Here is a 21,639-nt window from a genome sequence, read left to right on the forward strand (position 1 = left end):
AATGCCACAACTTCAACCAGGAATGGCACGCATCCGGGTCAAGGACCTGTGTCTGCGAACGTTCATCGGGATCAACGAGGACGAAATCCTCAACAAGCAGGATGTGCTGATCAATCTGACCATTCTGTACGCCGCCCAGGATGCGGTGCGTGACAACGATATCGATCACGCGTTGAATTACCGCACCATCACCAAGGCGATCATCGCCCATGTGGAGGGCAATCGCTTTGCCCTGCTCGAACGCCTGACCCAGGAATTGCTGGACCTGATCATGGTCAACGAGTCGGTGCTGTACGCCGAAGTCGAAGTCGACAAGCCCCATGCCTTGCGCTTCGCCGAGTCGGTATCGATTACCCTGGCCGCGAGCCGCTGACTGCGTCTGGCGCATCGGTCGCCAGGCTTTTATCATCCGCGCCACGATTTGATTGCACAGAGCCCACCATGAACGATCAACAACGCCTGGAACTTGAAGCCGCCGCCTTTCGCCGGTTGGTTGCCCACCTGGACAGTCGCAAGGATGTGCAGAACATCGACCTGATGAACCTCTCGGGTTTCTGCCGCAACTGCCTGTCCAAGTGGTACAAGGCCGCTGCCGACGAACGCCAGATCGACGTCAGTCTCGATGAAGCCCGCGAAGTGGTTTACGGCATGCCGTACGCCGAGTGGAAAGCCCAGTACCAGAAAGAAGCCAGCGCCGACCAGCAAGCGGCGTTCGCCAAAGGAAAACCCAATGAGTGATTTGAACACCCTGCGCGCCAGCCTCAAGAGCGGCGAACACGCTTTCGCCGATACCTTGGCGTTCATCGCCGCCGGTTACGACTATCAGCCCCAGGCGTTCAATAACGGCGGCGTGGAAAACGCCGCCGGGCAGAACGAAGGTTCGTGCAAGACCCTGGGTCTGGCATTGCTGGAAGGTCTGAGCGATGAAGAAGCGCTGTTGGCATTTGGCGAGCATTACCGCTCGGTGGTGGCCACGCCTGAAGGCAGCGACCATGGCAATATCCGCGCGTTGATCGCCCATGGCTTGGCGGGGGTGAAGTTCACTCAGCAGCCACTGACTCGCCGCTGATTAGCGAAGATCAAAATCAAAAGATCGCAGCCTGCGGCAGCTCCTACGCCGATCGCATTCTTCTGTAGGAGCTGGCGAAGCCTGCGATCTTTTGATCTTTTGATCTTTTGATCTTTTGATCTTTTGATCTTTTGATCTTTTGATCTTTTGATCTTTTGATCTTTTGATCTTTTGATCTTTTGATCTTTTGATCTTTGATATTTCAATCCCGACACCACATCCCGACTTTTAATATTGACCCGACGACTTTATTTCGTTTGCCGGGCACCGCTGCTCGCGGCTTAGATAAAAAGAAGAAACCCTTCTTCTGAGTCCGTATCCATGAGCAGCGAAAACATCAGTCGGTCAATCAACATCGTTCATCCCGTCACGCTCAGCCACGGCAAAAATGCCGAGGTCTGGGACACCGACGGCAAACGCTACATCGATTTTGTCGGTGGTATCGGCGTGCTGAACCTCGGCCATTGCCATCCGCGCATCGTCCAGGCCATTTGCGAACAAGCCACCCGGCTGACTCACTACGCGTTCAACGCAGCACCGCATGTGCCTTACCTCGAACTGATGGATCGCCTGACAGCGTTTATCCCGGTGGATTACCCGGTCAGCGGCATGCTCACCAACAGCGGTGCCGAAGCGGCGGAAAACGCCCTGAAAATCGCCCGTGGCGCCACCGGTCGCACGGCAGTCATCGCCTTCGACGGCGCCTTCCACGGTCGCACACTCGCCACTCTCAACCTCAACGGCAAAGTCGCGCCCTACAAACAGAAAGTCGGTGTGTTGCCCGGTCCCGTGTATCACCTGCCCTTCCCCAGCAAAGACAATGACGTGACCTGCGCCGAGGCCGTGAAGGCGATGGAGCGGCTATTCAGCGTCGAGATCGACGTTGATGACGTGGCCTGTTTTATCGTCGAACCGGTACAGGGCGAAGCGGGTTTCCTGGCGATGGATGTGGAGTTCGCCCAGACGCTGCGACGTTTCTGTGATGACAAAGGCATCCTGTTGATCGCCGATGAAATCCAGTCTGGCTTCGGCCGTACCGGCCAGCGGTTTGCGTTCTCGCGATTGGGCATTGAACCGGACCTGATCCTGCTGGGCAAAAGCATTGCCGGCGGTGTACCGCTGGGGGCGGTTGTCGGGCGCAAGTCACTGCTCGATAACTTGCCCAAGGGCGGATTGGGCGGCACCTATTCGGGCAACCCCATCGCCTGCGCCGCCGCATTGGCGACCCTGGACGAAATGACTGACGCGCATCTGCACGGCTGGGGTGCGCAACAGGAAGAAGCGATTGTCAGCCGCTACGAATCCTGGCGAGCCCGCGAACTGTCACCGTATCTGGGGTGTTTGACCGGCGTTGGTGCAATGCGCGGCATCGAGCTGATCAATGCCGACGGCACACCGGCCTCGGCACAACTGACGCAGCTACTGGCACTGGCGCGAGATTCGGGCTTGCTGCTGATGCCCAGCGGCAAGTCGCGCCACATCATTCGGCTGCTGGCGCCATTGACCACTGAGGCCACCGTGCTGGAGGAAGGGCTGGATATCCTTGAGGCGTGCCTGGCAAAGCTTTCCTGAACAGCAAACTGCGATCCGGGACTGACGTAGCGAATTATGTTCGCTTGTAGTCCCCGATTTTGCGTCGCAATACTGACCAAATACCGTGCTGTAGGAGCCAGGCTTGCCGGCGAAGGCGTCCCCAAATCCGCCTTCGCCGGCAAGCCTGGCTCCTACGAAAAGCAATTCGAATTAACCAAAGCCCCTTTTCATCAAGCGAGATCTCACCACCTACAAGCCCTGAGGCAGTCATGTATCACGACAATATAATTTATAAGAAAAAGTCCAATGATCCTCAATTCCTGCTTGGCGTAGCCGTGGTGCTGTTCCTCGGTTCCTACCTGATGAACCTGGGTAACAGCGCCCTCAGTCATTTCCTGCATCCGCTGTTGGGCAACGCCCCGGACGGCCTGACCGCTCGCAACATCGCCATTGGCTTGGCGATTGCCGCACTGGGTACGCTGAACTTCCACGTCCTTGGGCGCTTGAAGTTCAAGGTACAGACCACCGTGGTCTGGATCGAATTGCTGATCCTGTTCCTGGCATTCTTCGACACCTTCGACCTTTCCTACAGCTTCATTCTCGACAAGATCGGTTTCCTGATCATCCAGGGTGCCGCCACCACGCTGTACATCTCCGCCATCGCGATTGTGATTGCCTTCGTGCTGGCCTTGATCGGCGCCGTGGCCAAGCTGTCGAACAATGGCCTGGCCAATGCCATCGCCTCGTTCTACACCTCGTTCTTCCGCGGTGTTCCGCTGCTGATCCAGATCTACCTGATTTACCTTGGACTGCCGCAGCTGGGCTATGTGGTCGACGCGGTGCCGGCCGGCATTCTGGCGTTGTCGTTGTGCTACGGCGCTTACATGACGGAGATCTTCCGAGCGGGTATCCAGAGTATTCCGGTGGGCCAGTGGGAAGCTTCACGAGCGCTGGGCATCAACCCGTTCAAAACCCTGAGCCGGGTGATCATGCCGCAAGCCTTGCGGGTGATTATCCCGCCCACCGGCAACCAGTTCATCGCCATGCTCAAGGACAGTTCGCTGGTGTCGGTGATTGGCGTCTGGGAACTGATGTACCTGGCCAAGACCCAGGGTCGCGCGGATTTCCGCCACCTGGAAATGCTGATCACCGCCGCGATGATCTACTGGGCCCTGTCGTTCATCCTCGAACGGGTGCAGGCGCGAATCGAAAAACGGGTCAACCGATCCATTGCAAGGGGTTGATGCGTGATGACTCGAACCAATACCGCTGAGCAACTCGACCTGGCACCTGCTGTGAAGACCAGCCCCTCAATGATTTCCATCACTAGCCTGAACAAGTGGTACGGCAATTTTCACGCCTTGCGCGATGTCGATCTGAACGTCGCCACGGGTGAAATCCTGGTGGTCTGCGGGCCGTCGGGCTCGGGCAAGTCGACGATGATTCGTTGCATCAACCACCTGGAGAACTTCCAGAAAGGCCACATCCAAGTCAACGGCATCACCCTCACCAGCGAGGCAGACAGTGTCAGCGCTGTGCGCCGGGAGATCGGCATGGTGTTCCAAAGCTTCAACCTGTTCCCGCACTTGAGCGTGATGGACAACCTGACCCTGGCCCCGCAACTGGTGCAAGGCGTGTCGTCCGCCGAGGCGAAAAAGCGCGCCCAGGTCTATCTGGAGCGAGTGCGAATTGCCGAGCATGCGCACAAGTACCCGTCCCAATTATCCGGTGGTCAGCAGCAGCGAGTGGCGATTGCGCGGGCGCTGTGCATGAACCCCAAAGTCATGCTGTTCGATGAGCCGACCTCGGCCCTGGACCCGGAAATGGTTCACGAAGTGCTGGACGTGATGGGCGAGTTGGCCACCGACGGCATGACCATGATTTGCGTGACCCACGAAATGGGTTTTGCCAGCAAGGTCGCCGATCGCGTGCTGTTCATGGACCAGGGCCAGGTCATCGAACAAGCCACCCCTGCCGAATTTTTCAACAACCCACAGACCGAACGCGCGCAGCAATTCCTGTCGCAAATCATCGGTCACTGAGAACTGCTTTTACCCCCGCATAACAATAACGAGAAGTGGAGATGAACATGCTCAGTAAAAAACACGTACTTACCCTCGCAGCCGCCATGTCGCTGTTGTTCGTCGGCGCCGCCAACGCCGGAGCCGTACTGGACAAAATCCAAAGCAGCAAAACCATGACCGTCGCCACTTCGGCGACCTGGCCACCCCAGGGTTTTATCAACGACAAGAATGAAATCGACGGGTTCGACATCGACGTTTCCAAGGAGATCGCCAAGCGTCTCGGCGTCGCGGTCAAGTTCATCACCCCCGATTGGGACGTGATCACCGCGGGCAAGTGGAACGGGCGCTGGGACATGTCTGTGGGCTCGATGACCGCCACCAAAAGCCGCGCACGGATCCTCGACTTTCCCGCGACTTATTACTACGTGCCCTACGTGTTTGCGGTTCACAACAAATCCACACTCACCGACCACAAAGCCCTCAATGGCAAGACTATCGGTGTCGAAGGCGGCACCACTTCCGAGGATTATCTGAACCAGGCGCTGGCCATCGAAGCGACGGACATGCCGCCCGTCGCCTATGACGTACAGACCAAGAAGATGAAGACCTATGCCGGTTCCCTCGGGCCGCTGGATGACCTGCGCTTGGGCGATGGCGTTCGCCTCGACGGCATCCTCACTCAGCGCAGTACGCTGGAAGCTGCCATCAAGAAAAATTACCCGCTGCGGGCCGTCGACAACGGCGTGGTGTTCTACGAACCACTGGCCATTGCCACTGACAAGGGTGACGCGGAGTTGAAAGCCAAACTCGGTGAAATCATCGGCGCGATGCACAAGGACGGCACGCTGACCAAACTGTCGACCAAGTGGTACGGCGTGGACTACTCGACGGTCAAGTAACCACCACCGTCCTGTGGGAGCGGGCTTGCTCGCGAAAGCGTAGTGACAGTCGACCTTAATGTTGAATGTTAAGCCGCTTTCGCGAGCAAGCCCGCTCCCACAATGTCCAGGCGTTCGCTTAATCGACCGGCAACTTGTCAAGGATTCAGCATGGCCTTCCCCACCACCTGGTACTCCCAAACCTCGTTGCCCCGCGCGGCCAGGTCCGTACTGAACAGCCACGAAACCTGCGACGTCTGCATCATCGGCGCCGGGATTGCGGGCCTTACCGCCGCCCTGGAACTGACCCGGCGCGGTAAACGCGTGGTCATTCTCGAAGCCCATCAAGTCGCTTGGGGCGCGTCCGGCCGCAATGGCGGCGTGGTCTCGCCGGGCTGGGCTGAAGGGTCAGGGGCGATCCGCAAAAAGCTTGGGCTGGAACAGGCCAGGGCGCTGTTTCAAATGTCCGTCGAAGGCGTGGAAATAGTGCGCCACAACATCGCCGAACTGGCTCTGACCGGCTGCGATCCATCTGCCGGCACGATTAGGGTCAAGCGTTACGACGACAGCGCAGGCGTGAAAAACCACATCGACACCATGCGCCGCGACTTCGGCTATGAACTCAACTACCTCGACACCACACAGGTTCGCGAACGGGCTCATACCCTGCGCTATTTCCAGGGCGTCGAGGATCCGAACGCCTTGCACTTTCATCCACTGAATTATTGCCTGGGCCTGGCCCTCGCCATCGAAGCGGCTGGAGGGCAGATTTTCGAACACTCAAAAATGCTGGCCTGGCATCGCGAGGGCAGCGATAAAATTGTCCAGACTGCTCACGGCTCCGTGCGTTGCCAGGACCTGGTGTTCTGCGCCGGCGGTTACGGCGGCCCGGAGTTGCAGAAACTCAGCCGCGCCTACCTGCCCATCGCCACATACGTGGTACTGACCGAACACCTGGGCGACTCGATCAAAAACGTCCTCGACTCCGGCGCCGCCTTCTCCGACGACCGCCGCGCCTCGGACTACTACCGCGTGGTCGAAGGCGACCGCCTGCTGTGGGGCGGACGCATCACCACCCGCAACGAACAGAACGAAAAAGCCTTGGCGGACATGCTCAAGGCGGACATGGTCTCGGTGTATCCACAACTGGCGCCGGTAAAAATCGAATTGGCCTGGTCGGGCCTGATGGGCTATTCCACCAACAAAATGCCTAACCTGGGGCTGTTGGAACCGGGCGTCTGGGCCTGTACCTCGTTTGGCGGCCATGGCCTGAATACCGGCTCGATTGGCGGCAGGGTCATCGCCGAAGCCGTGTGCGAGGAAAGTGCGCGGTATCAGTTGTTCAAGCCGTACCTGCTGGATTGGAATGGTGGACCGTTCGGGCGGGTTGCGGCCAACGCGATCTATCAGTCGTTGAAGGTCATGGACTTTGTTCAGGAACGGTTTCGTAGCTAAATGAATTGGCCAACACAATCCTTGTAGGAGCGAGGCTTGCCCGCGAAGGCGTCGTATCAGCCGACATCAATGCTGAATATTAAATGCCTTCGCGGGCAAGCCTCGCTCCTACAGGGGATGTGGTGAACTCATTTGCTATGGGCAGAAAAAAACCGGCCGAAGCCGGTTTTTTGCTTTCTACAGAATCAGAGTTACGCGTTCTGCAGATCGTCGAGGTAGCGCTCGGCGTCCAGTGCCGCCATGCAGCCGGCGCCGGCCGAGGTGATGGCCTGACGGTAAACGTGGTCAGCCACGTCACCGGCGGCAAAGATACCTTCGAGGCTGGTGGCAGTGGCGTTGCCGTCACGGCCGCCCTGCACAACAAGGTAACCGTCTTTCAACGTCAACTGACCTTCGAACAGCGAAGTGTTCGGGGTGTGGCCGATTGCGATGAACACGCCGTCGACTGTCAGCTCGTCGAAGCTGTCGTCGTTGTTCTTCAGGCGGGCACCGGTCACGCCCATGTTGTCACCCAGGACTTCGTCCAGAGTCGAGTTCAGCTTCAAGACGATTTTGCCTTCGGCAACCCGGGCATTCAGCTTGTCGATCAGGATCTTCTCGGCACGGAAGGTTTCGCGACGGTGGATCAAGGTCACTTTGCTGGCGATGTTGGCCAGGTACAGCGCCTCTTCAACAGCGGTGTTGCCGCCACCGACCACAGCCACTGGCTTATTGCGGTAGAAGAAACCGTCGCAGGTCGCGCAGGCCGAAACGCCTTTGCCCATGAACGCTTCTTCCGATGGCAGACCCAGGTAACGAGCGCTGGCGCCGGTGGCGATGATCAAGGCGTCGCAGGTGTAAGTCGCGCTGTCGCCGGTCAGGGTGTACGGCTTGGCAGCGAAGTCCACGGCATTGATGTGATCGAAGACGATTTCGGTTTCAAAGCGCTCGGCGTGCTCTTTCATGCGGTCCATCAGCGCCGGGCCGGTCAGGCCGTGGACGTCGCCCGGCCAGTTGTCGACTTCGGTGGTGGTGGTCAGTTGACCGCCAGCCTGCATGCCAGTGATCAGCAGTGGCTTGAGGTTGGCACGGGCGGCATAGACCGCGGCGCTGTAACCGGCAGGGCCGGAACCGAGAATAATCACTCGCGAATGACGAACTTCAGACATGACCTGCTCCTGTTGACCGGGCCCTAAACACTGGGCGCGGAACGCCGGATTGCCGGCGGGAATAAAAAAGGACCGTTGAAAGCACTTGGGGAAGGCTTGGGCTCGACAGTCCTGTAAAAGAATGGGTGCAGCGTATCGAGGGGGCGAAGATTAAGGAAATACGGTTTAACAATCCAGCTCATAGGCGGTCTCTATGTCGTTGCCGCGAATATATAGACGCCTTTGTTACAGTTAATGTCGATGCCGCTACCGCGCTTTCGCCTGTAAGGCAAAGCCGGTAAGGTCGGCGCGTTTACCCTTTGCTCGGAGCACGTTATGCCCGCCCCCGTTCTGTCTGGCCCGCAATACCTGCGCGAGGGCCTCAAGCTGGTCCTGAGCCCAAGCCTGCGCTTGTTCGTGTTGTTGCCGCTGGCGATCAACCTGGTGCTGTTCGTCGGATTGATCTATCTGGCCGGCCATCAGTTCAGTATGTGGGTCGATACGTTGATGCCATCCTTGCCCGATTGGCTGAGCTTCCTCAGCTACGTGCTCTGGCCGATTTTTGTCGTGTTGGTGGTGTTTATGGTGTTCTTCACCTTCACCATGCTCGCCAACATCATTGCCGCGCCGTTCAATGGCTTCCTCGCGGAGAAAGTCGAAGTGGTGGTGCGCGGCACCGATGACTTCCCGGCCTTCAGCTGGGGCGAACTGATCGCCATGATCCCACGCACCCTGTCCCGGGAAATGCGCAAACTCGGCTACTTCCTGCCCAGGGCCATCGGGCTGTTCATCCTGTCGTTCATCCCGGTGGTCAACATCATCGCCGCGCCACTGTGGCTGCTGTTCGGGGTGTGGATGATGGCGATTCAGTACATCGACTACCCGGCGGACAACCACAAACTCGGCTGGAACGAAATGCTCGCCTGGCTGCGGCAGAAACGCTGGCAGAGCCTCGGCTTCGGCGGCAGCGTGTATCTGGTGTTGCTGATACCGGTGGTCAACATTCTGATGATGCCGGCGGCAGTGGCCGGTGCGACGCTGTTCTGGGTGAGGGAGCGTGGCGCGGAGAATCTGGTGGCAGAACGCCGCTGATCGCGTCACAAATCCATCATCCCACCGTCACAATGACGACATGGCCTCAGCCGACACTGAGGTCATGACGACAACTCTGCATATCACCCTGATCACCGAAACCTTCCCACCGGAAATCAACGGCGTTGCCAATACCCTTGGTCGCTTGTTCGACGGTTTGCGCGCGCGTGGGCATCAGGTCGAGTTGGTGCGACCACGTCAGGGTGGCGACCCGCTCATGGGCAGCAACGATGAGTTGCTGTTATGTCGAGGCTGGCCGCTGCCGGGTTATCCCGGCCTGCAATGGGGTCAGTCGTCGATGCACAAGCTGCTGCGGCGCTGGAAACGGCATCGCCCGGATGTGTTGTACATCGCCACTGAAGGACCGCTGGGGTTGTCCGCATTGCGCGCGGCACGGCGCTTGGGGATTTCGGTGGTCAGCGGCTTTCATACCAATTTTCAGCAGTACTCCAGCCAATACGGCCTCGGGCTGCTGACGCGCTTACTGACTCACTACCTGCGCTGGTTTCACAATCGCTCGACCCTGACCCTGGTGCCCAGCGCCAGCCAGCGACTGGAACTGGAACGTCGCAGTTTCGAGCGCTTGGCGTTGCTCTCTCGAGGCGTCGACAGTCAGTTGTTTCATCCGGCCAAACGGCTGAAGCCGCTGCGCGAGCAATGGGGACTGGCCGAGGATGATATTGCCTTCATCCACGTAGGACGCCTGGCCCAAGAGAAGAATCTTGGCTTGCTCAAGCGCAGTTTCGACACGCTGAAAATGACTTATCCACAGCGAAAAATGAAATTGATTGTGGTCGGTGATGGTCCGCAAAGATCGATGCTGGAGAAGGAATTGCCCGAAGCGATTTTCTGCGGCTCACAACGCGGCGAAGCCTTGGCCAGTCACTATGCGTCGGGGGATGTGTTTCTGTTTCCAAGCCTGACCGAAACCTTCGGCAATGTGGTGCTGGAGGCATTAGCCTCGGGGCTGGGGGTAGTGGCGTACGATCAGGCCGCGGCGGCCCAGCATATTCGCCATGGCTACAACGGCGTACTGGCCATGCCTGGGGATGAAGAGGCGTTCTGCGATGCGGCACGTTGGCTGCTGGAGGAGCGCGAAACCTTGCGCTGCGTGCGCCTTAATGCGCGCCAGCATGCGAGTCGTCAGGGGTGGGCGGCGATTATCGAGCAGTTCGAAGGGCAGCTGCGCGGGGCTTGTGTTGGGGAGCAGGTGGTTCCTAATGCACAGACATTACCCTGAATCTTTGCTGACCTTGAGGCTATCATCGCGGGCAAGCCCGCTCCCACAGGATTTGTGTGTGACGCAGAACACTGTGGGAGCGGGCTTGCCCGCGATGGGGCCCTTCCAGACGCTACTTAAACCAGCGTCATCAGCGCCTCACGGCTGAACGGCAGGATGTCTTCCTCACGACCGTCCCGCACTTTCTGCGCCCAGTCCGGGTCCACCAGCAATGCACGACCCACGGCCACCAGATCGAACTCATCGTTGTTCAAACGCTCCAGCAGTTTTTCCAGGCTGGCCGGTTGGGCGATCTTGTCGGTGTTGACCATGAATTGCAGGAACTCGCCGTCCAGGCCGACGCTGCCGACGGTGATGGTTGGCTTGCCGGTGAGCTTGCGAGTCCAGCCGGCCAGGTTCAGCTCGGAACCATCGAACTCAGGCTCCCAGAAACGCCGCGTCGAGCAGTGGAAAATGTCCACGCCGGCGTCGGACAATGGCTTGAGGAACTCGCCCAAGGCTTCTGGAGTTTGTACCAAGCGCGCGGTGTAGTCCTGCTGCTTCCACTGGGAGAAACGGAAGATGATCGGGAAACCCTCACCGACCGCTGCACGCACCGCCTCAATCAGTTCGATGGCGAAGCGCGAACGATTGGCCAGGCTGCCACCATATTCGTCAGTACGCTGATTGCTGCCTTCCCAGAAAAACTGGTCCACCAGATAACCGTGGGCACCGTGGATTTCCACGCCGTCCATGCCGATGCTCTGAGCATCCTTGGCGGCTTGGGCGAATGCGGCAATCACGTCCTGGATATCTTCCTTGGTCATGCCGTGAACCACGACCTGACCGTCCTTCAATTTTTCCGACGGACCGTAACCCGGCACGCTGGCGTCCGGCTCGGTGCCGATGCGGCGCACGCTGCCCACATGCCACAGCTGTGGAACGATCTTGCCGCCCTCGGCATGCACCGCATCGACGACTTTCTTCCAGCCGGCCAATGCCGCTTCACCATAGAAGTGCGGCACGTTCGGATAGCCGTTGGAGGCCTTGTGACCGACGGTGGTGCCTTCGGTGATGATCAGCCCAACCCCGGCGGCGGCGCGACGACGGTAGTACTCGATCACTTTGGAATTGGGCACGCCGCCCGGCGAAAACGAGCGGGTCATCGGCGCCATTACAACGCGGGTCGGCAACTCGAGAGCGCCTAGGTGAAAAGGCTTGAACAGGGCTTTGACGGGCATGGGACGCTCCACGGGATATAGACTTTATGACGGCGATAATATGGAGAGTGCCAAGCATTGAACAGCACTATTGATTTGGGTGATTTAGGATTAAAAGACAGAAAACATTGTAGGAGCGAGGCTTGCCCGCGAAGGCGTCATGTCAGTCGATATCAATGTTGAATGACATGACGCCTTCGCGGGCAAGCCTCGCTCCTACAAGAGGGGATGTCAGCTCAGCGCTTTTTCGATCGCCTGGATGACAGCATGATCATCCGGCGCCGTTCGAGGCGAGAACCGCGCCAGCACGCGACCATCCTTGCCCAGCAGGAATTTCTCGAAGTTCCAGGTGATGTCGCCCGGGAATTCCGCGCCTTCGCCCGCCAGCAGGCGATACAACTGGTGACGCTCATGGCCGTTGACTTCCAGCTTGCTGGACAACGGAAAGGTCACGCCATAGTTGAGGCTGCAGAACGCCTGGATCTCCTGCTCGGTGCCCGGTTCCTGTCCGGCAAACTGGTTGCATGGCAAGCCCAGCACACTGAAACCCTTTTCCTTGTATTGCTGGTAGAGGTTTTCCAGCGCCGCGTACTGTGGGGTCAAACCACATTTGGAGGCGACGTTGACCACCAGCACGACACGCCCCTTGAAGGGCGCCAGAGGTAGCTCCTGACCATCCAGGGCTGTCAGTTTAAGGTCGTGAAAAGCACTCATGACGAACTCCAAATTCCAGTGTTCTTCTCAAAACAGCCACTTGGCGGTGCCATCAAGGACAGCCGCGGACTAAAAAGGCGCCCTCGGGCGCCTCTCCAGCTCTCTGAGCTTAGCGCAGAAAATCAGTGGTGATGGCCACCTTCGCCATGGACGTGACCATGAGCGATTTCTTCCTGGCTGGCGTCACGGATGTCGATGATCTTGACCTGGAAATTCAGGCGCTGACCGGCCAATGGGTGGTTGCCGTCGACAGTGACATCGTCGCCGTCCAGATCGCGAATGGTGACGATCTGCATCTGGCCGTCCGGAGCGGAAGCGTGGAACTGCATGCCCACTTCCAGCTCGTCGACGCCTTCGAACATGCTGCGGCTCAGGGTGCTGACCAGTTCGGCAGCGTATTCGCCGTAGGCATCTTCAGGTTCTACAGCGACAGTCAGTTCGTCACCGACTGCTTTGCCTTCCAGTGCCTTTTCCAGGCCCGGGATGATATTACCTGCGCCTTGCAGGTAGACCAGCGGCGCGCCGCCGGCGGAGCTGTCGATGACCTCACCAGCGTCGTTGGTCAGGGTATAGTCGATGGAGACAGCCTTATTGGCGGCGATCAGCATGGGGCGAGACCTTTTGCATAAGAAAGATGAATGTCCAAGTTTAGCGAAGCAATCGCCCGAAAGCGAACACAACCCGGACAGACGGGTTGCGACGAAAGCCTCGACCGTCACAGGCTTTCATCAGGATGAGGATGGCCACTGGGTAGCCGAGCTTTCCTGCGGCCATACCCAACACCTGCGGCACCAGCCGCCGTGGCAATCCCGGGCCTGGGTGCTGGACCCTTCGCTGCGTAATGAAAAAATAGGCCAGCCCTTTGATTGCGGATGGTGCGCACAAGGCTCGGTTAGCGATAACCTTGACGACTGAATTTCGGTAGATCGTCAGATATAGATGATCACCTGGTGGCCACGGCTGCCCACATGCACTTCCAGAGAATCCGCATGCAAACTTTTTTTATCGCACCCACCGATTTTGGTGTGGGTCTGACCTCCATCAGCCTCGGGCTGGTACGTACACTTGAGCGGGCCGGTCTCAAAGTCGGCTTTTTCAAACCGATTGCCCAGCCGCACCCGGGCGACACGGGCCCTGAACGCTCCACCGAACTGGTGGCCCGCACCCACGGCTTGAAACCGCCTCAGCCACTGGGCCTGGCCCACGTCGAGCGGATGCTTGGCGACGGTCAGCTGGACGAACTGCTCGAAGAAATCATCACCCTTTATCAGCAAGCCGCTGTCGGCAAGGACGTGCTAATCGTCGAAGGCATGGTCCCGACCCGCAGCGCCAGTTACGCGGCGCGGGTCAACCTGCATTTGGCCAAGAGCCTCGACGCCGATGTGATTCTGGTCTCGGCACCGGAAAACGAAGTGCTGACTGAACTGTCCGGCCGGGTGGAGTTGCAGGCGCAATTGTTCGGCGGGCCGAAAGACCCGAAAGTCCTTGGCGTAATCCTCAACAAGGTCAAGACCGACGAAAGCATGGAGGCCTTCGCCTCGCGCTTGAAGGAACACTCGCCGTTACTGCGCAGTGGCGATTTCCGCCTGCTCGGCTGCATCCCGTTCCAGCCCGAACTGAATGCGCCGCGCACCCGCGATGTGGCCGATCTGATGGGCGCTCAGGTGCTCAACGCCGGCGACTATGAAGCCCGGCGCATGACCAACATCATCATCTGCGCGCGCACCGTGCGCAACACCGTGGAGCTGCTCAAACCCGGTGTGCTGGTGGTAACCCCCGGCGATCGCGACGACATCATCCTCGCCGTCAGCCTCGCGGCGATGAACGGCGTGCCTCTGGCCGGCCTGTTGCTGACCAGCGACACCCTGCCCGACCCGCGCATCATGGATTTGTGCCGTGGCGCCTTGCAGGCCGGCTTGCCGGTGTTGTCGGTCAGCACCGGTTCCTACGACACCGCCAACCAGTTGAACGGTTTGAACAAGGAAATCCCGATCGACGACCGCGAGCGTGCGGAGATCATCACCGACTTCGTCGCCAGCCACCTCGACGCCAACTGGCTGCACCAGCGCTGCGGCACGCCACGGGAAATGCGCCTGTCGCCAGCGGTGTTCCGCTACCAACTGATCCAGCGCGCCCAGGCCGCCAACAAGCGCATCGTGTTGCCCGAAGGCAGCGAGCCGTTGACCGTGCAGGCCGCGGCGATCTGTCAGGCGCGCGGCATCGCCCGTTGCGTGTTGCTGGCCAAACCGGCGGACGTCGAAGCGGTCGCCCGTGCCCAAGGCATCGAGTTGCCACCGGGGCTGGAAATCCTCGACCCGGACCTGATTCGCGAGCGTTACGTCGAGCCGATGGTTGCACTGCGCAAGACTAAAAGCCTCAACGCGCCGATGGCCGAGCAACAACTGGAAGACACCGTGGTGATCGGCACCATGATGCTGGCGCTGGATGAAGTCGACGGACTGGTGTCCGGGGTCATTCACTCCACCGCCAACACCATCCGTCCGGCCCTTCAACTGATCAAGACCGCGCCGGGCTGCACCTTGGTGTCTTCGGTGTTCTTCATGCTGTTTCCGGAAGAAGTGCTGGTCTATGGCGACTGCGTGATGAACCCGCACCCGAGCGCCAGCGAGCTGGCCGAGATCGCCTTGCAAAGCGCCGATTCGGCAGCGGCGTTCGGCATCATTCCGCGCGTGGCGATGATCAGCTACTCCAGCGGTGAATCGGCCAGCGGCGAAGAAGTCGAGAAGGTTCGCGAGGCCACTTTGCTCGCCCACGAACAGCAAAACTCGCTGTTGATCGACGGCCCGTTGCAGTACGACGCCGCCGCCAACGAAACCGTGGCCCGACAACTGGCGCCGAACAGTCAGGTGGCCGGTCGTGCCACGGTGTTCGTGTTCCCCGACCTGAACACCGGCAACACCACCCACAAAGCCGTGCAGCGCAGCGCCGACTGCGTCAGCCTCGGGCCGATGCTGCAAGGCCTGCGCAAACCGGTGAACGACCTGCCACGCGGCGCGCAGGTTGACGACATCGTCTACACCATCGCGTTGACCGCGATCCAGGCTGCCAACCGACCTATGGATGTTTAAATGCTGGATTTTCTACCTGCACCCCTGCGCGGCGTGATCGCCTCGCTGTTGTTGGCGCTGAACACGATTGTCTGCTGCACGCCGCTGTTCGTAGTCGCGATCTTCAAACTGCTGCTGCCCTTCCCCGCCGCCCAGCGTTTCACCGACTGGCTGATGGGCCACATCCACGAAACCTGGATCAGCAACAACAAGGCCTGGATGGACCTGCTCGGGCACACGCGCTGGCAGCTCAGCGGTCTGGAAGGCCTGGACTATCAACACTCGTACCTGATCACCAGCAACCACCAGAGCTGGGTCGACATCATGGTGTTGCAGTACGTGCTCAACCGTCGCATCCGCCCGCTGAAGTTCTTCCTCAAACAGCAACTGATCTGGGTGCCGGTGATTGGTCTGGCGTGGTGGGCGCTGGGTTTCCCGTTCATGAAGCGATACTCCAAGGCCTATCTGGAAAAGCATCCAGAGAAGAAAGGCAAAGACCTGGAAACCACCCGCAAGACCTGCGACAAGTTCCGCAATAACCCGGTGGGGATTTTCAACTTCGTCGAAGGCACGCGCTTCACCGAGGGCAAACACGTACAGCAGAGCTCACCGTTTCGCTACCTGCTCAAGCCGAAAGCGGGCGGTATTGCCTTCGTGCTGGATGCCATGGGCGACCAGCTGGAAGCCATCGTCAACGTGACCATCCACTATCCGGCCGGGCGTCCGGGCTATTGGGATTTGCTCTGTGGGAATGTGAAGGATGTGGTGGTGCACTTTCAGGAGCTGAAGATTCCACCGCAGTTCGTCGGCAAGAACTACGACCAGGATGGGGTGTATCGGTTGGAGTTTCAGGGCTGGATCAATCAGCTGTGGAATGACAAGGATGCGCTGTTGGGACAGATGCACCGCGAGTACACCGCCAAGGTTTGAGGTGTTTGTACCGGCGCCATCGCGGGCAAGCCCGCTCCCACAGTGGTTCTGTGTGGAATGCAAATTTTGTGTTCACTAGAGATCCCTGTGGGAGCGGGCTTGCCCGCGATGGCGATTTCAAGGACACAAAAAAACCCGCAGACGATCACTCATCTGCGGGTTTTTTATTGGCAGCTAACGCTTAGATCGCGCCACGCTTACGCAGCAGATCCAGCACTTGCTTGACGCTTTCTTCCACCGACAGCGACTGGGTGTCGATCACCAGATCGGCATTCAGCGGCACGTCGTACGGGAAGGATTCGCCCGGGATGTTGTCACCAGCCGCCGCGTACAGACCTTGCGGATCACGCTCGGCACAGACCGTCGGAGAGGCCTGGACGTAGACCGTCAGCAGACGCTCCTTGCCGATCAGGTCCTTGGCCTGTTCACGACCTTCGGCACTCGGCGCAACGAATGCAGCCAGGGTCAGCAGACCAGCTTCGTTGAACTGACGCGCAACGTGCGCCGCACGACGCCAGTTCTCGGTACGCCCGGCGCGATCCTGCGGCAGACCTTTATTGAGGTCGTGACGCAAGTTCTGGCCATCGAGTACAAACACCGCACGACCCAGGTCGAACAGCTTGCGTTCAACCGCGTAGGCCAGGGTGCTTTTGCCAGCGCCCGACAGCCCGCTGAACAATACGGTGGCCGGTTGCTGACCAAAGCGCTGGACGCGTTCTTCGGTGGCTACGTGAGCCAGTTTGCCGTGGTGGGTGCTGGTGCCATGGCTCAACGGCTGGGCGATGATCATGCCGGCCGCGACCGTGCCGTTGGTCAGTCGATCGATGACGATGAACGAACCAGTGGTGCGGTTGCTGTCGTAACCGTCCAGCGCGATAGCCGCGTCGAGGCTGATCTTGACCCGACCGATCTCGTTCAGTTGCAGCGAGCTCGCCGGCCCTTCGGCCAAGGTGTTCACGTCCACGCGATTGACGATGCTGGTGATTGAACCCGGCACGTAAGTCGTGGCGCGCTTGATGTCGTATTTCTTGCCCGGCAGCATCGGCTCTTCGGCCATCCACACCAGCATGGCGTCGAAGGCGTCAGTCACTTGCGGCTGGTTATCGGCATGCACCAGCAAGTCGCCGCGGGAGATGTCGATTTCGTCTTCCATGGTCAGCGTCACGGCTTGACCAGGACCTGCATGCTCCAGCTCACCTTCGAAGGTGACAATGGATTTCACGCGGCTGCTCTTGCCCGACGGCAGCACAACGACTTCGTCGCCCTTGTGCACGATGCCGCTGGCCAGGGTGCCGGCGAAACCACGGAAGTTCAGGTTCGGACGGTTGACGTACTGCACCGGGAAACGCAAATCGGTGTAGTTGCGGTCATTGGCGATTTCGACGGTTTCGAGGATTTCCATCAGCGACTGGCCGGTGTACCACGGCGAGCGCTCGGACTTGTTCACTACGTTGTCGCCCTTGAGCGCGGACATCGGCACGAACGCCATGGTGGTCGGCTTGAACGCGATGCCTTCGGCGAACTTCAGGTAATCGGCCTTGATCGACTCGAACACGCTTTCGTCGAAGCCGTTGAGGTCCATCTTGTTGATGGCGACAACGATGTGCTTGATGCCCAGCAACGAGGCGATAAAGCTGTGGCGACGGGTCTGGGTCTGCACGCCGTAACGGGCGTCGACCAGAATGATCGCCAGGTCACAGGTGGATGCACCGGTGGCCATGTTGCGGGTGTACTGCTCATGGCCGGGGGTATCGGCGATGATGAATTTGCGCTTGGCGGTGGAGAAATAGCGGTAGGCGACATCAATGGTGATGCCCTGCTCACGCTCGGCCTGCAAGCCGTCGACCAGCAACGCCAGGTCGATGTCTTCACCGGTGGTGCCGACTTTTTTCGAGTCGCGGGTGATGGCTTCCAGGTGATCTTCGTAGATCATCTTGGAGTCGTGCAGCAGGCGCCCGATCAGGGTGCTCTTGCCGTCGTCGACGTTGCCACAGGTAAGAAAGCGCAGCATTTCCTTGCGTTCGTGCTGGCCCAGATAGGCGAGGATGTCCTCGCTGATCAAATCAGATGCGTGCGACATGACAACCCCTTAGAAATAACCCTGACGTTTCTTTTCTTCCATCGAACCTGCGCCATCGTGATCGATGACTCGGCCCTGGCGTTCGGAAGTTCGCGTCAGGAGCATTTCCTGAATGATGTCGGTCAGGCTGGTGGCCTCGGACTCGACCGCACCGGTCAACGGGTAGTCGCCCAGCGTACGGAAACGGACCTTCTTCTTGACGATGCGCGCCTTGTCTTCGTCGCTCAGGTGATTGAGCAGGCGCTCGTCGTCGATCATGATCCAGGTGCCATTCATCTCGATGACGTCGCGCTCGGCTGCGAAATACAGCGGCACGATCGGGATACCTTCGAGGTAGATGTACTGCCAGATGTCCAGCTCGGTCCAGTTCGACAACGGGAATACGCGGATCGATTCGCCCTTGTTGACCTTGCCGTTGTAGACGTTCCATAACTCGGGACGCTGGTTTTTCGGGTCCCAGCGGTGCTTGGTATCGCGGAAGGAATACACGCGCTCTTTGGCACGGGACTTCTCTTCGTCACGACGGGCACCACCGAATGCCGCATCGAAGCCGTACTTGTCGAGGGCCTGCTTAAGGCCTTCGGTCTTCATGATGTCGGTGTGCTTGGCACTGCCGTGGGTGAGCGGGTTGATTCCCTGCGCAACACCCTCGGGATTCACGTGCACCAGCAGGTCCAGGCCGAGCTCTTCAACCATGCGGTCGCGGAACGCGTACATTTCCTTGAACTTCCACTGGGTGTCGACGTGCATCACCGGAAACGGAAGTTTGCCCGGGAAGAATGCTTTGCGCGCGAGGTGCAGCATCACGGCGGAGTCTTTACCGACGGAGTACAGCATCACCGGGTTATCGAACTCGGCGGCGACCTCGCGGATGATGTGGATGCTTTCGGCCTCCAGCTGTTTCAGATGCGTCAGTTTGTCGACCATGGCTACTCACGAAAACGATCTTATGGACGGCCTGCGGGCCGTGTTCGAGCGGGGAATCCTAGCACAGCGCCCCCTTCTAATCAGGACGCTGGCTAGATCGAAAGGGTATATGAATATACCCCCTCGTTTGGGCACTCCAGATTGGAAACCCACCCCTGTGTAGGAGCTGCCGAAGGCTGCGATCTTTTGATCTTGATCTTTAAAATCAAAAGATCGCAGCCTTCGGCAGCTCCTACAGAGGTGACCGCATTGCAGTCCGAAATCAGATGGGGTTCGGGCAATCGATGAAGATGTGCTCGAGGGCGAAACGTCGCGCCAGGTAATCGCCCAAAGCCTGCACACCGTAACGCTCGGTGGCGTGGTGACCGGCGGCGATGAAGCTGATGTCGTTTTCCCGGGCGCTGTGGAACGTCTGCTCGGAGGCTTCGCCGCTGAGGTACAGATCGACGCCGGCTAACACCGCCTGATCAATGTAACCCTGGCCGCCACCGGTGCACCAGCCGACCCGACGAATCATCGCGCTGCCTTCGATCAACAATGGCTCGCGCCCCATGACTTCCTGCACGCGACGGGCGAAATCGCGCGGGGTCATCGGTTCGCTCAACGAACCGACCAGACCAACGATTTTCAGATTGTCCGGATCCAGCGGGCCTTCAACCGTGATATCCAGTTGCCGGGCAAGCTGCACGTTGTTACCGACTTCCGGGTGCAGATCCAGCGGCAAGTGATAGGACAGCAGGCTGATATCGTGCTTGAGCAGGGTTTTCAACCGGCGCTGCTTCATGCCGGTGATGCACGGGTTTTCGCCTTTCCAGAAATAGCCGTGATGCACCAGCACCAGATCGGCCTGGGCCTCTACCGCGGCGTCCAGCAACGCCTGGCTGGCGGTGACGCCGCTAACGATGCGCATCACTTGTGGCCGGCCTTCGACCTGCAAACCATTGGGGCAGTAATCGGCGATCTTCGCACTTGCCAGGTAGCGGTCGGCTTCTTCGACCAGGGTGCTCAGGGCAACGGCCATAAAAGACTCCTAAATATCCCGTTCAGAGGCACGCGCGGCCTCGTATAATGCGCGACATTATGGGCGGTCTCACACCGCCTGCAACCTCTGTAGGACTTGCTTAATGCTCAAGGCGCTGCGTTTTTCCGGCTGGCCGCTGTTGGCCGGTGTGCTTATCGCTCTATTGATTATGCAGCGTTACCCGGAATGGGTCGGGCTACCGAACCTGGACGTCAATCTGCAGCAAGCCCCGCAAACCCTCGGTCTGCAGCAGGGCCCGGTGTCCTATGCCGACGCGGTGACCACGGCCGCGCCGTCGGTGGTCAACCTGTACACCACCAAAGTGGTCAACAAGCCCAGCCATCCGCTGTTCGAAGATCCGCAGTTCCGCCGCTTCTTCGGCGACAACTCGCCCAAGCAGAAGCGCATGGAGTCGAGCCTCGGTTCGGGCGTGATCATGAGCCCGGAAGGTTACCTGCTGACCAACAACCATGTGACCAGCGGTGCCGACCAGATCGTGGTGGCGCTCAAGGATGGCCGTGAAACCCTGGCCCGAGTCATCGGCAGCGACCCGGAAACCGACCTCGCGGTATTGAAGATTGACCTGAAAAACCTGCCGTCGATCACCGTCGGCCGTTCCGACAATATCCGCATCGGCGACGTGGCCCTGGCCATCGGCAACCCCTTCGGCGTCGGCCAGACCGTGACCATGGGCATCATCAGCGCCACCGGGCGCAATCAGCTCGGGCTGAACAACTACGAAGACTTCATCCAGACCGACGCTGCGATCAACCCCGGCAACTCCGGCGGTGCGCTGGTCGACGCCAACGGCAACCTGACCGGCATCAACACGGCGATCTTCTCCAAGTCCGGCGGTTCTCAGGGCATCGGTTTCGCGATCCCGGTGAAGCTGGCGATGGAAGTGATGAAGTCGATCATCGAACACGGCCAGGTGATTCGCGGCTGGCTCGGCATCGAAGTACAACCGTTGAGTCAGGAACTGGCGGAATCGTTTGGTCTGTCCGGACGTCCGGGGATTGTGGTCGCGGGGATTTTCCGTGACGGTCCGGCGCAGAAGGCCGGCCTGCAATTGGGCGACGTGATCCTCAGCATCGACGGTGAACCGGCCGGCGACGGTCGCCGTTCGATGAACCAGGTGGCGCGGATCAAGCCAACCGACAAGGTCACCATTCAGGTGATGCGCAACGGTAAAGAGCTCAAGCTCACGGCGGAAATCGGTCTGCGTCCGCCACCCGCGCCAATCAAGGAAAAAGAAGAGTAGGAGCTGCCGAAGGCTGCGATC

The 21,639-nt window shown here is 59.3% G+C and carries 21 protein-coding genes; 14 read left to right on the forward strand and 7 right to left on the reverse strand.

The window, feature by feature from the left end; all coding sequences use genetic code 11:
- The first annotated feature begins 1 nt into the window (after nt 1).
- From folX to F6R97_RS10085, 8 genes are all read left to right on the forward strand, one after another.
- Nucleotides 2-373: a dihydroneopterin triphosphate 2'-epimerase gene (gene folX / locus F6R97_RS10050; RefSeq protein WP_007901645.1), complete on the forward strand. Its 372-nt coding sequence runs from the start codon at nt 2-4 to the stop codon at nt 371-373.
- 68 nt (nt 374-441) lie between these two features.
- Entirely contained in the window at nt 442-738 is a 297-nt protein-coding gene (locus tag F6R97_RS10055) for a DUF1244 domain-containing protein (RefSeq protein ID WP_018927179.1), read from the forward strand.
- Nucleotides 731-1,069: a HopJ type III effector protein gene (locus F6R97_RS10060; RefSeq protein WP_027924562.1), complete on the forward strand. Its 339-nt coding sequence runs from the start codon at nt 731-733 to the stop codon at nt 1,067-1,069. The genes F6R97_RS10055 and F6R97_RS10060 overlap by 8 nt, the downstream gene beginning before the upstream one ends.
- Nucleotides 1,070-1,390: 321 nt before the next feature.
- The gene (locus F6R97_RS10065) at nt 1,391-2,641 is read left to right on the forward strand and encodes an aspartate aminotransferase family protein (RefSeq protein WP_315866478.1); all 1,251 of its coding nucleotides are present in this window, start codon (nt 1,391-1,393) and stop codon (nt 2,639-2,641) included.
- Nucleotides 2,642-2,871: 230 nt separating this feature from the next.
- The gene (locus F6R97_RS10070; RefSeq protein WP_038978993.1) at nt 2,872-3,846 is read left to right on the forward strand and encodes an amino acid ABC transporter permease; all 975 of its coding nucleotides are present in this window, start codon (nt 2,872-2,874) and stop codon (nt 3,844-3,846) included.
- A 69-nt stretch (nt 3,847-3,915) separates the two neighbouring features.
- Nucleotides 3,916-4,644: an amino acid ABC transporter ATP-binding protein gene (locus tag F6R97_RS10075; RefSeq protein ID WP_409999793.1), complete on the forward strand. Its 729-nt coding sequence runs from the start codon at nt 3,916-3,918 to the stop codon at nt 4,642-4,644.
- Nucleotides 4,645-4,691: 47 nt separating this feature from the next.
- Entirely contained in the window at nt 4,692-5,525 is an 834-nt protein-coding gene (locus F6R97_RS10080; RefSeq protein ID WP_048396698.1) for a transporter substrate-binding domain-containing protein, read from the forward strand.
- Nucleotides 5,526-5,675: 150 nt separating this feature from the next.
- Entirely contained in the window at nt 5,676-6,959 is a 1,284-nt protein-coding gene (locus F6R97_RS10085) for an NAD(P)/FAD-dependent oxidoreductase (RefSeq protein ID WP_048396547.1), read from the forward strand.
- A gap of 191 nt (nt 6,960-7,150) precedes the next feature.
- On the opposite strand, the gene trxB is transcribed toward F6R97_RS10085, so the two are convergent.
- On the reverse strand, nt 7,151-8,107 hold the full coding sequence (gene trxB, locus F6R97_RS10090) for a thioredoxin-disulfide reductase (protein ID WP_048396549.1): 957 nt from the start codon (nt 8,105-8,107) through the stop codon (nt 7,151-7,153).
- A gap of 315 nt (nt 8,108-8,422) precedes the next feature.
- On the opposite strand from trxB, the gene cysZ reads away from it, so the two are divergent.
- Complete coding sequence (gene cysZ, locus F6R97_RS10095) at nt 8,423-9,178, forward strand: sulfate transporter CysZ (protein WP_038978989.1); 756 nt, start codon at nt 8,423-8,425, stop codon at nt 9,176-9,178.
- Between the two features lie 40 nt (nt 9,179-9,218).
- Nucleotides 9,219-10,418, forward strand: a complete 1,200-nt coding sequence (locus F6R97_RS10100) for a glycosyltransferase family 1 protein (RefSeq protein ID WP_315866480.1) — start codon at nt 9,219-9,221, stop codon at nt 10,416-10,418.
- Nucleotides 10,419-10,534: 116 nt separating this feature from the next.
- On the opposite strand, the gene F6R97_RS10105 is transcribed toward F6R97_RS10100, so the two are convergent.
- The 3 genes from F6R97_RS10105 to F6R97_RS10115 form a co-directional block, all read right to left on the reverse strand.
- Entirely contained in the window at nt 10,535-11,638 is a 1,104-nt protein-coding gene (locus F6R97_RS10105; protein WP_048396553.1) for an NADH:flavin oxidoreductase, read from the reverse strand.
- Between the two features lie 210 nt (nt 11,639-11,848).
- On the reverse strand, nt 11,849-12,331 hold the full coding sequence (locus tag F6R97_RS10110; RefSeq protein ID WP_038978986.1) for a glutathione peroxidase: 483 nt from the start codon (nt 12,329-12,331) through the stop codon (nt 11,849-11,851).
- A gap of 122 nt (nt 12,332-12,453) precedes the next feature.
- Nucleotides 12,454-12,939: a peptidylprolyl isomerase gene (locus tag F6R97_RS10115; protein ID WP_007901600.1), complete on the reverse strand. Its 486-nt coding sequence runs from the start codon at nt 12,937-12,939 to the stop codon at nt 12,454-12,456.
- Here F6R97_RS10115 and F6R97_RS10120 point away from each other — a divergent pair.
- From F6R97_RS10120 to F6R97_RS10130, 3 genes are all read left to right on the forward strand, one after another.
- Nucleotides 12,908-13,246 (forward strand): DUF3565 domain-containing protein, encoded by a 339-nt coding sequence (locus F6R97_RS10120; protein ID WP_315866481.1) that lies wholly within the window; start codon nt 12,908-12,910, stop codon nt 13,244-13,246. The genes F6R97_RS10115 and F6R97_RS10120 overlap by 32 nt on opposite strands.
- Nucleotides 13,247-13,320: 74 nt before the next feature.
- Nucleotides 13,321-15,420 carry a phosphate acetyltransferase gene (pta, locus tag F6R97_RS10125; RefSeq protein WP_048396556.1) on the forward strand — a complete coding sequence of 700 codons (2,100 nt, stop codon included), beginning with the start codon at nt 13,321-13,323 and terminating at the stop codon, nt 15,418-15,420.
- Nucleotides 15,421-16,329: an acyltransferase gene (locus F6R97_RS10130; protein WP_038978984.1), complete on the forward strand. Its 909-nt coding sequence runs from the start codon at nt 15,421-15,423 to the stop codon at nt 16,327-16,329. It begins immediately after the preceding gene.
- A 181-nt stretch (nt 16,330-16,510) separates the two neighbouring features.
- Here F6R97_RS10130 and cysN read toward each other — a convergent pair whose 3' ends face one another.
- The 3 genes from cysN to F6R97_RS10145 form a co-directional block, all read right to left on the reverse strand.
- Nucleotides 16,511-18,409: a sulfate adenylyltransferase subunit CysN gene (cysN, locus tag F6R97_RS10135; RefSeq protein WP_038978983.1), complete on the reverse strand. Its 1,899-nt coding sequence runs from the start codon at nt 18,407-18,409 to the stop codon at nt 16,511-16,513.
- Nucleotides 18,410-18,418: 9 nt separating this feature from the next.
- Nucleotides 18,419-19,336 carry a sulfate adenylyltransferase subunit CysD gene (gene cysD / locus F6R97_RS10140; protein WP_008008639.1) on the reverse strand — a complete coding sequence of 306 codons (918 nt, stop codon included), beginning with the start codon at nt 19,334-19,336 and terminating at the stop codon, nt 18,419-18,421.
- Nucleotides 19,337-19,598: 262 nt separating this feature from the next.
- Entirely contained in the window at nt 19,599-20,357 is a 759-nt protein-coding gene (locus F6R97_RS10145) for a Nif3-like dinuclear metal center hexameric protein (protein ID WP_038978982.1), read from the reverse strand.
- Between the two features lie 103 nt (nt 20,358-20,460).
- Between F6R97_RS10145 and algW the strand changes: the two genes are divergently transcribed.
- Nucleotides 20,461-21,618 (forward strand): Do family serine endopeptidase AlgW, encoded by a 1,158-nt coding sequence (gene algW / locus F6R97_RS10150; RefSeq protein WP_038978981.1) that lies wholly within the window; start codon nt 20,461-20,463, stop codon nt 21,616-21,618.
- Nucleotides 21,619-21,639 lie beyond the last annotated feature (21 nt).

It is taken from the genome of Pseudomonas sp. JV414 (assembly GCF_032424305.1).
Taxonomy (GTDB): Bacteria; Pseudomonadota; Gammaproteobacteria; order Pseudomonadales; family Pseudomonadaceae; genus Aquipseudomonas; species Aquipseudomonas lini.

Excerpts from the sequence above, each read along its gene's own strand:
- folX (WP_007901645.1), top strand. The coding sequence starts at position 2 with ATGCCACAACTTCAACCAGGAATGGCACGCATCCGGGTCAAGGACCTG.
- F6R97_RS10055 (WP_018927179.1), top strand. The coding sequence starts at position 442 with ATGAACGATCAACAACGCCTGGAACTTGAAGCCGCCGCCTTTCGCCGG.
- F6R97_RS10060 (WP_027924562.1), top strand. The coding sequence starts at position 731 with ATGAGTGATTTGAACACCCTGCGCGCCAGCCTCAAGAGCGGCGAACAC.
- F6R97_RS10065 (WP_315866478.1), top strand. The coding sequence starts at position 1,391 with ATGAGCAGCGAAAACATCAGTCGGTCAATCAACATCGTTCATCCCGTC.
- F6R97_RS10070 (WP_038978993.1), top strand. The coding sequence starts at position 2,872 with ATGTATCACGACAATATAATTTATAAGAAAAAGTCCAATGATCCTCAA.
- F6R97_RS10075 (WP_409999793.1), top strand. The coding sequence starts at position 3,916 with ATGATTTCCATCACTAGCCTGAACAAGTGGTACGGCAATTTTCACGCC.
- F6R97_RS10080 (WP_048396698.1), top strand. The coding sequence starts at position 4,692 with ATGCTCAGTAAAAAACACGTACTTACCCTCGCAGCCGCCATGTCGCTG.
- F6R97_RS10085 (WP_048396547.1), top strand. The coding sequence starts at position 5,676 with ATGGCCTTCCCCACCACCTGGTACTCCCAAACCTCGTTGCCCCGCGCG.
- trxB (WP_048396549.1), bottom strand. The coding sequence starts at position 8,107 with ATGTCTGAAGTTCGTCATTCGCGAGTGATTATTCTCGGTTCCGGCCCT.
- cysZ (WP_038978989.1), top strand. The coding sequence starts at position 8,423 with ATGCCCGCCCCCGTTCTGTCTGGCCCGCAATACCTGCGCGAGGGCCTC.
- F6R97_RS10100 (WP_315866480.1), top strand. The coding sequence starts at position 9,219 with ATGGCCTCAGCCGACACTGAGGTCATGACGACAACTCTGCATATCACC.
- F6R97_RS10105 (WP_048396553.1), bottom strand. The coding sequence starts at position 11,638 with ATGCCCGTCAAAGCCCTGTTCAAGCCTTTTCACCTAGGCGCTCTCGAG.
- F6R97_RS10110 (WP_038978986.1), bottom strand. The coding sequence starts at position 12,331 with ATGAGTGCTTTTCACGACCTTAAACTGACAGCCCTGGATGGTCAGGAG.
- F6R97_RS10120 (WP_315866481.1), top strand. The coding sequence starts at position 12,908 with ATGGAGACAGCCTTATTGGCGGCGATCAGCATGGGGCGAGACCTTTTG.
- F6R97_RS10115 (WP_007901600.1), bottom strand. The coding sequence starts at position 12,939 with ATGCTGATCGCCGCCAATAAGGCTGTCTCCATCGACTATACCCTGACC.
- pta (WP_048396556.1), top strand. The coding sequence starts at position 13,321 with ATGCAAACTTTTTTTATCGCACCCACCGATTTTGGTGTGGGTCTGACC.
- F6R97_RS10130 (WP_038978984.1), top strand. The coding sequence starts at position 15,421 with ATGCTGGATTTTCTACCTGCACCCCTGCGCGGCGTGATCGCCTCGCTG.
- cysN (WP_038978983.1), bottom strand. The coding sequence starts at position 18,409 with ATGTCGCACGCATCTGATTTGATCAGCGAGGACATCCTCGCCTATCTG.
- cysD (WP_008008639.1), bottom strand. The coding sequence starts at position 19,336 with ATGGTCGACAAACTGACGCATCTGAAACAGCTGGAGGCCGAAAGCATC.
- F6R97_RS10145 (WP_038978982.1), bottom strand. The coding sequence starts at position 20,357 with ATGGCCGTTGCCCTGAGCACCCTGGTCGAAGAAGCCGACCGCTACCTG.
- algW (WP_038978981.1), top strand. The coding sequence starts at position 20,461 with ATGCTCAAGGCGCTGCGTTTTTCCGGCTGGCCGCTGTTGGCCGGTGTG.